The 12,439-nt window shown below is 48.9% G+C and carries 10 protein-coding genes; 1 reads left to right on the plus strand and 9 read right to left on the minus strand.

What is annotated here, in order from left to right:
• Positions 1–61: 61 nt before the first annotated feature.
• The 5 genes from OHJ21_RS10395 to OHJ21_RS10415 all read right to left on the minus strand — a co-directional run bounded on the left by OHJ21_RS10395 (position 62) and on the right by OHJ21_RS10415 (position 7,379).
• Entirely contained in the window at positions 62–1,090 is a 1,029-nt protein-coding gene (locus OHJ21_RS10395) for an alpha/beta fold hydrolase (RefSeq protein WP_100537565.1), read from the minus strand.
• 221 nt (positions 1,091–1,311) lie between these two features.
• Entirely contained in the window at positions 1,312–2,181 is an 870-nt protein-coding gene (locus OHJ21_RS10400; protein ID WP_100537566.1) for a hypothetical protein, read from the minus strand.
• Positions 2,182–2,580: 399 nt separating this feature from the next.
• Positions 2,581–3,180: a short chain dehydrogenase gene (locus OHJ21_RS10405; protein WP_100537567.1), complete on the minus strand. Its 600-nt coding sequence runs from the start codon at positions 3,178–3,180 to the stop codon at positions 2,581–2,583.
• Positions 3,181–3,437: 257 nt separating this feature from the next.
• On the minus strand, positions 3,438–5,711 hold the full coding sequence (locus OHJ21_RS10410; protein WP_486020009.1) for an FIMAH domain-containing protein: 2,274 nt from the start codon (positions 5,709–5,711) through the stop codon (positions 3,438–3,440).
• A 294-nt stretch (positions 5,712–6,005) separates the two neighbouring features.
• The gene (locus tag OHJ21_RS10415) at positions 6,006–7,379 is read right to left on the minus strand and encodes an extracellular solute-binding protein (RefSeq protein WP_100537570.1); all 1,374 of its coding nucleotides are present in this window, start codon (positions 7,377–7,379) and stop codon (positions 6,006–6,008) included.
• 246 nt (positions 7,380–7,625) lie between these two features.
• On the opposite strand from OHJ21_RS10415, the gene OHJ21_RS10420 reads away from it, so the two are divergent.
• Positions 7,626–8,498 (plus strand): AraC family transcriptional regulator, encoded by an 873-nt coding sequence (locus OHJ21_RS10420; protein ID WP_100537571.1) that lies wholly within the window; start codon positions 7,626–7,628, stop codon positions 8,496–8,498.
• Between the two features lie 130 nt (positions 8,499–8,628).
• Here the strand turns inward: OHJ21_RS10420 and OHJ21_RS10425 are convergent, their stop codons facing one another.
• The 4 genes from OHJ21_RS10425 to OHJ21_RS10440 are packed head-to-tail and all read right to left on the minus strand — an operon-like array spanning position 8,629 to position 12,333.
• Positions 8,629–9,558 (minus strand): dihydrodipicolinate synthase family protein, encoded by a 930-nt coding sequence (locus OHJ21_RS10425; RefSeq protein WP_100537572.1) that lies wholly within the window; start codon positions 9,556–9,558, stop codon positions 8,629–8,631.
• Between the two features lie 40 nt (positions 9,559–9,598).
• Complete coding sequence (locus OHJ21_RS10430) at positions 9,599–10,567, minus strand: phosphoglycerate dehydrogenase (RefSeq protein WP_100537573.1); 969 nt, start codon at positions 10,565–10,567, stop codon at positions 9,599–9,601.
• Positions 10,567–11,394 carry a carbohydrate ABC transporter permease gene (locus tag OHJ21_RS10435; protein ID WP_071218478.1) on the minus strand — a complete coding sequence of 276 codons (828 nt, stop codon included), beginning with the start codon at positions 11,392–11,394 and terminating at the stop codon, positions 10,567–10,569. Before OHJ21_RS10435 ends, OHJ21_RS10430 begins: the two co-directional genes overlap by 1 nt.
• Positions 11,395–11,406: 12 nt before the next feature.
• Positions 11,407–12,333, minus strand: coding sequence for a carbohydrate ABC transporter permease (locus OHJ21_RS10440; RefSeq protein WP_394055325.1), 927 nt, complete (start codon positions 12,331–12,333; stop codon positions 11,407–11,409).
• Between the last annotated feature and the right edge of the window lie 106 nt (positions 12,334–12,439).

Below are 12,439 nucleotides of genomic sequence, written 5' to 3' on the forward strand. Positions count from 1 at the left end.
ACATTATATTGCCATTTCCTATATAGGTGAATTGCCCAATTCCAGTATTGCAGAATGCATGCTAAAGAAATGTCTCGGACACCCATTCAAAAAATTTCCCCTTCTCTTCAAATTGCGGATAATGGGCAGATTGATCAAACGCGATAAACTCCTTCTGATCGGCTTCAAGCCTATCAAAAAAATCTTTTGCTGCATGGGAGGACGTCATATAGTCATAATCGCCCATGATAAAGTAGCACGGTATTTCAAGTTTCGTTACAAGCGTTGGCAACGGATGTTCTATAACCTCCTGCAACAAAATCTTTTGAGAATATGATATCCCGACGTTATACCGAATGACGTCCATTAAGTTATACTCGCTGCTTAATAGCATCCCGAGGCTATCGCCGTCGGGACTGTCAATAAGTCTTGAAGCTCCACCATATTGAATGACATAATTTCGTGGAGTGAACATCTCGCCCTTTTTGATTTTATCGGTTAGTCCTTGCAGATATAAGACGTCTTCTGCGTTGCCGGCCTGTTGAGCTTGGCTGATTAAGTAGGTCAAGCTGTCCATCTCGCTTGTTACGGTATCCCCCATCTGACCAATCCCCACGTAAGCCTCGTATTTTTCGGGTGCCTTTTGGGCCGCCTGTGCAGCAATATACGTGCCATAAGAATGTCCAATAAGGATTACCTTTTCTTTGCCCAGGCGCTCCGAAACATAATCGGTCAATGCCAACAAGTCATCTACCAGCAATTCCGATGTAAGATTAGAGTAGTCCTCAAAAAAATGATAGGATTTTCCGCTGGCTCTTTGGTCGTAATGAACAACCGTAAACCGGGTTTCCAACAAGTCTTGATATGCCGCCGCATATGGGATTTCCGGGGCTCCAGGTCCTCCGTGTACATATAAAATGACGGGATTATTCTTGTCATTGCCGCGTATCATCAGTTCTTGCTTGCTTCCATTGATCTCTACTTGTTCTAATATGCTAATACTATTTTCACCTTTGATGGACGATGTCCATGTAGGAAAAATTAGGGCTGTTATGAGTAGCCCTATTAGTGTTATACCGATAATTCTTAATGTTTTTTTCAATTTTCTCATGGTCTTGGGACACCTTTCAGCTTAAAGCTTGAAGTAAATTGCGGATTGCGGAAGATCCAATGTAGATTTCATTACATCTCATTGTACCTTAGGCTCGTTTACTCCAAATCCTTCCTGAGACTGAATTGGACCTAGACCCTAGTCGAAGAAATCAGCGGCATTAGAACATAGCTAATAACAAAAAAAGCCGCTGATCTTGATACAGATCAGCGGCGCAGAAACTACCAGGAGGATAGTTCGGTCCTTTTCCAATTGTTTTGGGCAACGCAAACATATACATATTTGTCGTCCCAAGAGATCTGGCCTTGGCTGCATGCAGCAGTGGACGAAGCGGGCGTATACTTTTCGCGAAGACGCAGCATATCCCCGTTTACATCAAGCTTGGTGTCGGGTTCATTCGTGCCAATTCCGATATTGCCGTCACTGCGCTGCACGGTGAGTGGGGAATCGAGCACTTTGCCGTCATCTCCATAACGGACGAACTGCAGGTTGGCACCTGCATTGTCACCCGATTCCTCTAAACTGTCGGCCCGTACGGCCCATCTCGGTGTCGTCTCATTATCCTTGCCGGCTGCACTTAGTTGGATATCCCGGTTCGTCCCGCTTTCGCCGGCTACCCGCAAGATACCACTCATGACATTGAAATTGGACGAATGCGTACGGATCTCGCTTACGTCGGTGTCAAACGGAATTTCAAACCGGGTAAACAACTGGTTGGGGTATTGACCAGTCGGCGACATAGTCGTCTCGAACGAGATATGCTTATGATCCTGCTGCTCCGGATTGTTTGCCTTGTCATGGGAAATGATCGCCGTCTTGTCCTTGCCATTCTCGTCAACCCAGACGATCGCCGGCTTGGCCCTTTCCGCCGTCCATTGCAATCGAATCAGATCAGACTGATGCCCTTCTTCCTCAATCCACTTCTTGTCGGTGGACAAATGAAGCCGCTCATTGTGCGGAACGCGTATATCGTCGCCGTTCTGTTCGGATTGTCCAAGCTTCGTTGCCACTCCCTGCTCCTGATCCGTACATCCTATGCCGAGCAAGAAGAAGCTCCCCATTACAATCATAATCGTCCCTAATAATTTCACAGTGTTTCCCTCCGTTTATCTGCGTGATTCGAGTTCATTCGTAGTAATGAATAAAAATACTTTGTCTGATCGTATTATATCCAACACGCAGCGTACACCCATTTCATCAAACTTCCCGAAAAAATGATTCTTTTCGTCTATAAAATTTTGTCGGTATTCGTCCGAAAGGTGTGCTTTGGTTGGTCATACTAATTAACCCAAACCATTAGGCTTCTGCTGGCTCAGCAAGAGGGACTTTTGGGTCATTGGGTAGTGACTGGCTGGTTTGAGCTTAAAACATGAAGTCCTAGTCTTCCATGATTTTCGCCATCGTTAAAACAAAAAAAGCCGCGATTTCCGCGACTTCCGATGACTGAATATACTTATCCCACGAACAAAAATTGACAAAAGGAGATTTGATTAATAAACTTCATAATTTTGTCCAGTTTGAGCTCCTTCTACGCTTTTTTTGAAAGCAAGAACTACGCGACTAGCAGGAACTGCTTCAAAGCCGGGAAAAAAGTCGCCATATTTCCCCAGTGATTCTTGTAAGACATTAGGGCTAACACTATTTATCCGGATTCCCCTAGGCATTTCAATTGAGGCGGACTTCACGAACGCTTTAACACCACCATTTGCCATGGCTGCCGATGCGCCTAGCGGAATTGGATCATCCATCATGATCCCCGTAGTTAAAGTAAAGCTTCCACTGTCATTAACATAGTTCATTCCCAAAAGAACTAAATTGATTTGTCCTTTCAGTTTGCTTTCAATCCCTATTTCGTTTAACTCTGGCGTTAATTCTGTAATAGAAGCAAAATGAGCGCCTCCTGTTGCACTAATGACTGCATCCACTTTCCCAACTTGCTCATACATGTTTTTGATGCTCTCCATCGATGTAATATCAACCGTTACGTCCATTCCGTTCCTTCCGGCACGAATAATTTCATGTTTTTTCCCTAGTTCCTTGGCGACCGCTTGTCCAATCGTACCGCTTGCCCCAACAATGATTATTTTCATGTTTGCTCTCCTTTCTGTCTAAAAAAACTTGCACCATGATTCATTTTTGGAATTTCCCTTGGAGATAGGAATCCCACAGCTGATGAATAAATTCAATATTGATTTGGTTGTGGAAAAATCCATTCAACTCATCTTAAAAACCATATTTATATTAACACATCATCGGGAAGAGAAAAAAAGTCGCCCAGTAGGCGACTTTTTATACGCAGATGTTTTTCCTGCAATGAAAATCTATTTAAAGCGATTCCCTGCAAAAATCAGGACCATTCACCAATGATCGCTTGTATGCGCTGCTCCACTTCCGAACGTTTCTCTTCCGTAATACTTCCCGCTTTGGCTTTATTCAGATGTTTGAGCGCATCGTTCAGATGCTTTACGGCCTGATCCTTCTTGCCCTGCTTATGCTTCAGCTCCGCTTGTTTCAGCGCATTGCCGATCTGCTGACTAAGCGGATGGCTGATATCCCCCTGCGACTTCCAGGACTGAATATCGTCCATCAGGGAGCCCAGCCTATCCGGTGCCGCCCCATCAGACACTTCAATCTTCATCAGCTGCGTATCGTTCGTGTAGTAAATGTTACCGTCATGTCCCAAATTCACGTGTTGGGATTCCGCCAGCGTCTGGTGCTCCATCGTTTCCGGATCGACCACGGTGACATGACCGGCAAGCGTCAGATACATGAGGCCGTCCTCGCTCCAGCGAATATAGACCGGACGCCAATTGCCGTATTTCTCAACACCTTCGTAAATCGTCTTGCTTTTGACAATCGCCTGGGTGTTCGGGTCTACAGCGAAAATCGTTCCGTCAAAAGCCGCCCACAGCAGGCCGTCCGGACCAAAACTGGTACCGCTGATAATATGAGGCGTAGGAGAAGCGCCTTCAATGGAAGGTACCCATTCCTTCTCTACTTTACCGGTCGCGATGTCCCAGATAAACAATTTGGCCGCCGGTTCTGAAGGAGTGATGCCCAGTCCGCCAGCAACGGTAGTGGACCCGTAAACCTTGCCGTCTTTCACCGCAATGCCGACTATCGACTGATTGTTGATGACGTTCTTGTATTCGGTATAATTGCTGCCGTTGGCTGGATCATAAATGGTTAGGGATCCGCCGAGTTTGCCGTAATCCGGAATGGTACCGATAAACAGCTTGCCCTCCGCGGCTCTCATGATGAACGGACGGTCCTGCCCGGTAATTTTAAACAGGCTTTTGCGCTGCGTCGGATTTTCCGCATTGTATTCAAAGATATCCGCGCCAGGATAAACGCCCATATACATCTTGCCGTTCATGGACACCATCCCTTCCGACTGACCCATGGGGAAGGTCTCGAAGGTACCGGTCTCTATCGAATACGCAGACCCTGTACCCCCAGGGTAACCGCTAATGAACAGACGTCCATCCGGACCGTTCTCCATCGTCTGAACAGGAATCGGGTTGCCATTCACCGGATACGGAATCGCCTTGACCTGCTTGGTCGTAAGATTCATGAAGGCTACGCTGCCGCCGAATTGAACGGTTGCTAGAGAAACACCTGGAAGATCCGGATCGTTCGGAACCTCCACCCAGGCCGTATTACGCAGGAACGTTCCGTACACCACACCGGTGTCAACAGCAGCAAGGGTATTTAAATCCACTTCCATCAGATGGTTATTCTGCACGAAATAGATTTTATTGCTGCCTTCCGGTCCATAAGAGAGACGAATGCCTTTATTGTTCAAGTGGTATGTCTCGCTCCACTGCTGCAGCTCCAGATCATAGAACAGAAGCGCGCTGTTTCCTTTGCTGATGCCCGCAACCAAATATTTGCCCGCGACATCCAACTGGTTCACCATGCCGATGTCAACCGCTCCGTTGTAGCTCGGAAGCTGGATGGTCTCCTTCTCGCCAGACTCCACATTGACCTTCACAATGCTGCCTTCTATTCCGATACCGACATACAGATATCCGTCATGATACGCAGTGGAACGACTGTAGCTTTGGCCCGTGCCTACAATGCCGTAGTCTTTCATTTCCCCTGTAGAAGGATCGTAGCGGCCCGCTTTCGCATGGGGATAAGAACCGAAGTAGACCCGGCCCTCCTCATCGTGAGACAAGCCATATACGACCTGCTCATCGATGCCGCCCAGAACTTTCAATTGTTTAGTCACCGGAGAGTAGGAGTACAGTGTACCGTTCCCCCCGATATACACCGTCCCGTCAGGGGTCGTCAAATGCGTCCAAGAGCTTTCGGATCCCGTTAACGGGTGCGTGCTCAGCACTTCTTTGGTTTTCAGATCAATGACATGAAAGATAGCCGGCTTACCGGATACCGTTGTGTACATAACCTTGCGCCCGTCCTGAATTCCGAATGCCCCGTCATAAATCGCAACGCTTTGCATCGGGGAGCCCAAATCGATAGGATTACTGTAACTTTTTCTAATGTCCGCCGAGGCGCTTGCCGGGAAGAAAACCGCCGTCAGTAACGTAACACAAATCGCGAGACACAGGCGATGGAGTCCCTCCTTCACGCGAGGCTTGCTGTGGGTTACGTTCATTAATTCATCCTCATTTCTATAATGGAATGTACTATAGACAAAACAACTGTCCGACCTGTAGCGGTAAAATGGATCGTTTTACCAAGTAAGGATCGCGGCATCCCTCCCCGATTAAGAGTGAGTTACATCATGATGTTCTGGTATTTATGTAGTTCATATACTCGCAAAGAATTTAGCATATCTCCTCTACAGTGTCAATTGGTTCTTATCTGGTCATTATCTTAAAATAATAGAATCGTTCAGCATCGCTAAAACTTTTAAATACTATAAAGTAAAAAGCTGTGACCACGGTGGTCACAGCTTATGAATCCATTTGTCTCTTGTTGTTTTACTTCCCAGCACGGACATCAGCTCTTCCTCATCGATCAGATAAGAGAAGTATTGCTTCAATTGTTCGCGGAACAGCAGCATCTCATCCAGGCTTAGTGGTATATCTTTGCAGGTCTTATATAGATGAGCCATTTCACGGTGCAGGTTGAGACGGGATGGCCGTCCCTCCAGCTCCGGGTCTACATTCTCGGTAATATAGCGGTTTGCTGGTAGGCTGTACGAATGCCTGCGGATGTATTCCTGCACTTCATCGGAGGCCAGAAAATCGGCAAAGCTTTGGGCCAGATCCCGCTCTTTGGAGTGAGCACTTACCCCGATCCCGGTGCCCAATAGCAGAGTTGTCCCATTATCAAAATGCGGCAGAGGCGCCACGTCATAAGTAAAGGACGCTCCCTTCAGCTGGTTGAGCAGATAATACGTCGTCAGGATGACGGAGACCTTCTGCTCACGGAACAAATTCTCCGCTTCAAAAGCCCCTTGAGCCAGCGCTAACGGGAACATGCCGTCCTCATGAATCAGCCCGCGGAGCCAGGACAGACCCTCGATCGCCCGGCTCCATGACGAATCAATCTCCATATCGCCTCTACTCTGCATGAGGAAGATGGGCCATCGGTTCAGCGAATACAATTGCAGGGCCAGACTGTAACGTCCGGGGCTTTTCAACTCCTGCAGCATTCGCTGAAGATCGTCCCAGCTCCAACCACTGTCCGGCTCAAACTGGCGTTTTTCCCGAAGATGTTCTTTGTTGTAAGCCAATATCACAGGAGAATGAATGAACGGCTGTGCCGCCAGCTGGCCTTCAGCATCCACGAAGGGAGCATGCAAAAAAGTGTAGGTTGACGCATAGGGCTGCTGCGGGAGAAACAGACCTGTATGTCCGCTCTCCTGAAAGTGCATCATATCCTGCATGTTGACGGACAGCACGTCCACAATACCAAGCCGCATCAGGTTCGCGATGCTTTCCGCATGTTCATAGGGCAAGTCCACGATTTCCACTAAAATATCCGGATGCCGCTCCTGAAATAGGGAAAGCAAGGCCTCCATTTCCGCCTCTGCATATAGAGATGGATACATGCCGAAACGAATCTTCCGGACTTGTCCGGTAGAGGCAACCACCTGGGTGCCCACCCGGGGCACTTTAACGATCAACCCTTCCTGGACCAGCTGGTCCAGCGCTTGCCGGACTGAATTTTTGCTTAGACCGTACAGCTCGATCAAAGACATTTCCGACGGAAGATAATCGCCCTGAGCGTAAATGCCGTTTTTAATTTTTTGGCGCAGGTCGGTCACCATACGCTTCATTTTATTTTGAAAAGTATACCGGTCGGATTTAGCCATATGTGTCCACCTTTATTTACCATATCTGGTTTACTCCATCAATCCATTCTTATAGTATACTCACTCTTCCGTTCGTTTGGCAAAATGAAATCCCATGGAAACTGTATCTGGGCAGATCATCGTTGAAATTAATAATCAACAAAAAAGGATTTATTCATATCCTCTCGAACATGATATTTCGGTGCATGGATTGCAAGGTTTCATTGGTTACCATCCCCTATACTCAATTTTGAAAGGATGGTCTATATGGATTGGCTGGATCGTATGAACAACGTTATGGAGTATGTAGAAACACACCTGTCTGATACGATTGATTTCGATATCGTGGCTAGAATTGCCTGCTGCTCAACATACCATTTTCAGCGAATGTTTCCGTTCATAACGAATGTGTCGCTTTCAGAGTATATTAGACGCAGGCGGCTGACCCTTGCCGCATTTGAACTGCAGCAGAGCGGTACAAAGGTCATCGACATCGCTTTAAAGTATGGTTACGAATCGCCTGAAGCATTTTCTAGAGCGTTTAAAAAAATGCACGGTGTGATGCCAATGTCAGCGTGCGACAAAGGAGTTACACTGAAGGCCTATCCTCGGTTATCCTTTCACATTTCGATTCGAGGAGATGTTGAGATGAATTACAGAATAGAGGAAAAACAGGCTTTTGAGATGTTCGGCATATCAACCCTGGTGAATAGCGATGGCGATAATCCTTTTGTTGATATACCTGCTTTTTGGACGAAGTGCATATCCGACGGCACTGTTGATCGAATCCGAACAGCTGCGGGTCTGGGGGAAAATGGTCAGATTCATGGGGGACTATACAACAAGGAAGGTGGAGAATTTTCCTACCTGATCGGTTACTTTATACCCCAGAGTGGCATGCCGGAAGGGTTTGAAAGGCTCTCTATCCCACCTCAAACCTACGCGATATTCTCAACCGGCCTTTATCCCGACGGGCAAAGCGGGATCCATGCATTGTGGAAGCGCATTTGGGCAGAGTGGTTTCCAACCTGCAATTACGAACCGGCAAATGGTCCTGAGTTTGAAATGACTTACGATAGAGGCAATAGCATGTATGAAATGGAAGTTTGGATCCCTGTCGTTAAGAAGTCTGGATCTTAGAATGGAAGAGCAGCACGGGTGACTATCACTCGTGCTGCTTTCATCATTCACTTGCATAATTGAGCGCCTGTAAAAAAGCCGCCATGATAGGCGACTTTTACTCTCCAACGCTATATTTCCCTAAATCGCTTTAAGTAAAAACGGGATACTTCCGGGCATATTGTTTGGACACCCGGTACAATTGCTCGACCTCCAACCGGTTGGTGGCACTGAACTCTTCGTGATTTTTCGAACGGCAGCGATAGTTCGTCAGTACGCCCTCCAGCATGAGATAATACTTGGCATTCACTGGATAGAGCTGCCTTTCAAGAAATGACGACACACTGAGAAAATCGGACAGTTCCCCTGCCGCTTCCGGTTGACTCTCCCAATTTCGGAACAGCCACGTATACAACTCAGGGTGGAAGTTGACCATCACGCCGCTGAAGCCGAAAGCGCCGAGCCTGTAGCTGTCCAGAAGCGTCGCCGTGTTGGCGTTGAAGATTTTCAGACTCCCGCCCTTGACCGCCTCGAGTTTATCCCCGAATAGCTGCAGGTCGCAGCTCACGTCCTTGATAAACCGAAAGCGTCCGGTATCCGAGCATGTCCTCAGCATTTCGGGCGTCAGAAGGCGCCGATACGGGGCTGGACACTCATACAGTCCGAGAGGTACGTGTTCCGGAATGCGCGCGAGCAGCTTATCGAGATTCGCCAGCCACACGTCATCGGATTCCTCAGCAGCGGCGAGCCGGTTCGTGATTAGGACCACGGCGTCGACGCCGGTTTCCGCGATTGCGTTCAGCTCCGCTACTTGATCATCAAACGCATCCGATACATGACCCGATGCAATGACCGGTACCCTGCCGGCCGCCTTCGCTTTGACGAAGGCGGCGATCAATACGCGCTCCTCCAGGGTCAATGTATACATTTCGCTGGATTGACATACGGCAAACAGGCCGTCGGCCCCCCGCTCGATATACCAGTCGATAAGCCGCTCCAAGGCCTCGTAATCCACTTCGTTCTGCTCCGTAAACGGCGTTAGCATAACCGGCCAATTGCCGTCGGTAATTATCTGATATATATGCGTCCCCTCCCGAATGGTTCGTATCAATGGTTGAACATTATTCTTTTGATGTGAGTATATTTTGCGGTTCCCTTCCTTCGAATATATCAAGCAATGCCTGAGCGGTTATCATGCTGACCCGCGTATACGTCTCGAAAGTTTCGGCTGCGGTGTGCGGCGTCGTAATCAGGTTTCCGATCTGCAGAATCGGATGGTCGGCGGATACGGGCTCGGACTCGTAGACATCGATGGCCGCCCCGGCGATAACTCCGGAAGACAGCGCCCGGGACAGCGCCTGTTCATCCACGACGGCTCCTCTCGCGGTGTTAATGAAAATAGCGGATGGTTTCATCCTGGCAAAAGCCTTGTCATTCATAATATGGTGCGTCTCTAACAGGCTAGGTAGATGCATGCTGACGATGTCGCTATGCGCCAGCACTTGCTCGAAGGTTGTCATTGTAACGCCGTATTCCGAAGCTTTGGCTGTATCTGGATATTTATCATAAGCGATAATCTCGACATCAAAACCCTTTAACTTCTTCGCGGTGAGCTGGGCGATATTACCGAACCCTAGAAGGCCGATCGTTCCCCCAGCAAGCTCGGAGCCGACAAAGCGTTCCCAGCCGCCGTTCTTCGTCGATCGATCCAGCGCCGGAATGTGCCGGCGGACCGAGATCATCAATCCGATCGCCAGCTCGGCCACCGCGTTGGCATTGCCCCTTGGTACATTGGTCACTTGTATTCCATATTTCCTTGCAGCCCCCAAATCGATATTGTCCACGCCGACGCCGAAACGGGCGATGCCTCGAAGCTGCGGGGCAAGCTTGAATACCTCCTCATTCCAAGTGTCCACGCCGGCGATGACGCCGTCGACCGATCCAACCACTTCCTTCAGCTCCTCGAACGTCAGCGGACGTCCGAAACGATTCTCGATAATCTCGCATCCATGGCTCTCGAGCAGCCGCTTCGCATCCGCGCACAGTTTGGAGTAATTCGTAGCCGTTACTAATACCCTTTTCGCATTCATTATTTAACTCCTCCTACCGTCATTCCGCTTACCATATATTTCGATGTGAACAGATACATCACGATGACCGGAATCGATGCAATGATGGAGCCGCCCATCAGGGGTCCCCACGCGAATACGTCGCCGACGATCATATCCGACAGTCCCAGCGTGATCGTCTTGTCTGCGCCTTTAGTGACAACGACCAAAGCGTATAAATATTCGCTCCAGCATAACGTGAATGAAAAAATGAAGGTAGCCGCAATGCCCGGCGCCGATAATGGAAAAATGATGTGGGTCATCGTACGGATTCTCGAACATCCATCGATCATGGCCGCTTCCTCGATTTCGTCCGGGATGGATTTGAAATAGGAAATGAGCATCCAAGTAGCATACGGAATCGTGATCGTCGGATAAATCAGCATGAGGCCGTAAATGGAATTGTTGATGCCGATTGCCGTCACCAGCATGTAGAGCGGGATAAACAGAACGGCCCTCGGCATCAGGTACGCATAGAGGATGCTCTTGGAGATGAAGCTTCTCCCTCTAAACTTGAGCTTGGAGATCGCATACGCAGCCAGCATGCTGACCGTAATCGAGAACAAGGATACGATCAATGAGACGAACAAGCTGTTTTTGATATTCGTCATAAATCCCTTTTCGTTGATCAGCTTATCGTAGGCGGTGCCGAGAAATTCCTTCGGCCAAAACGTAGGCGTCATGGAATAGATCTCCCCGTTGGACTTGAAAGAGGTAATCACCATCCAATATAAAGGGAAGAGCGCGAATATTAGCAGCAGCGCGAGCGTCGAGTATACCGTAATTTGCTTGCCGAGCGAATTCTTCATCAAGATCACTCCTTACTTGTCGGACGCCAGCGAACGCTTGGTCACATAATGGATCAGCATGATCAGAGGCGGCAGCGTAATGAGGGATATCGCAATGGCTTTACCGAGACTCATGTTCAGAAAGCCAACGGTATAGCTAAGCGTGGACAGCACCTGCGTGCCGTTGTCCGGGCCGCCGCGTGTCAGAAGCCAGATGATCTCGAAGTCGTTCAGCGTCCAGATGGTGGTGATAACGGAAGATAGAATGGTCACTTCTTTTACCGAGGGGAGCGTCATGTAGAAAAACCGCTTGACTGCTCCCGCTCCATCCAGCATGGCGGCTTCATACATCTCTTTGGACACCGTCTGCAGGCCGGCCAGAATGGCAATGCCCATGAACGGAATGCCGCGCCACACGTTGACGAGAATGACGGAGAACATGGCCAGGTCAGGTGTGGCCAGCCAGCCGACGGGACTGTCGATGATCCCTGTTTTGAGGAGGATGGCATTCAGCACGCCGCCGACGTCGGAATAAATCCACTGCCAGGTAAAAACGGAAACGATCGTCGGAATGGTCCACGGAAGAAACAGCATCACCCTGAAAAAGTTTCGGGCGACGATATTCTCGTTGAGCACGAGCGCCATAATCATTCCGAACACCGCTTTCAGAATGACCGCCACCATCGTAAAGACAACGGTGTTCCATACCGCCTTCCAAAACACGGAATCGGTAAACAGCTCCGCATAGTTCCGCAAACCGATGAACGTTTCGGGAACGCCGACTACTTTATTGGTCAAGCTAAGATAGACCGCCCAGCAAAAAGGGAGCGCCATGACAGCCAGCAAATAAATTAGTACCGGACTCATGAGGAGGTAGGCCAGCCTGCTGCTTGTACCGCCTTGTTCCCGCCTAGGCGCCGGGGGCTTCCCCGGTGAGGTTTGAACTTCCAAGCTTTTCATTGAGAGCACCTTCTTTCTGTCGCTTCAGGCTCGTCCGCAGCCACGGACCTTGCATCGATGCCTTGTATTCGGACTGCGGTAGCCTGATGCGCGGCTAAGTCATAAC

Source organism: Virgibacillus sp. LDC1 (assembly GCF_025792345.1).
Classification (GTDB): Bacteria; Bacillota; Bacilli; order Paenibacillales; family Paenibacillaceae; genus Paenibacillus_AQ; species Paenibacillus_AQ lautus.

Coding starts and splice junctions, on each gene's coding strand:
- OHJ21_RS10420 (WP_100537571.1), top strand. CDS start 7,626: ATGGATTGGCTGGATCGTATGAACAACGTTATGGAGTATGTAGAAACA.
- OHJ21_RS10440 (WP_394055325.1), bottom strand. CDS start 12,333: ATGAAAAGCTTGGAAGTTCAAACCTCACCGGGGAAGCCCCCGGCGCCT.
- OHJ21_RS10405 (WP_100537567.1), bottom strand. CDS start 3,180: ATGAAAATAATCATTGTTGGGGCAAGCGGTACGATTGGACAAGCGGTC.
- OHJ21_RS10395 (WP_100537565.1), bottom strand. CDS start 1,090: ATGAGAAAATTGAAAAAAACATTAAGAATTATCGGTATAACACTAATA.
- OHJ21_RS10435 (WP_071218478.1), bottom strand. CDS start 11,394: ATGAAGAATTCGCTCGGCAAGCAAATTACGGTATACTCGACGCTCGCG.
- OHJ21_RS10430 (WP_100537573.1), bottom strand. CDS start 10,567: ATGAATGCGAAAAGGGTATTAGTAACGGCTACGAATTACTCCAAACTG.
- OHJ21_RS10410 (WP_486020009.1), bottom strand. CDS start 5,711: ATGAACGTAACCCACAGCAAGCCTCGCGTGAAGGAGGGACTCCATCGC.
- OHJ21_RS10415 (WP_100537570.1), bottom strand. CDS start 7,379: ATGGCTAAATCCGACCGGTATACTTTTCAAAATAAAATGAAGCGTATG.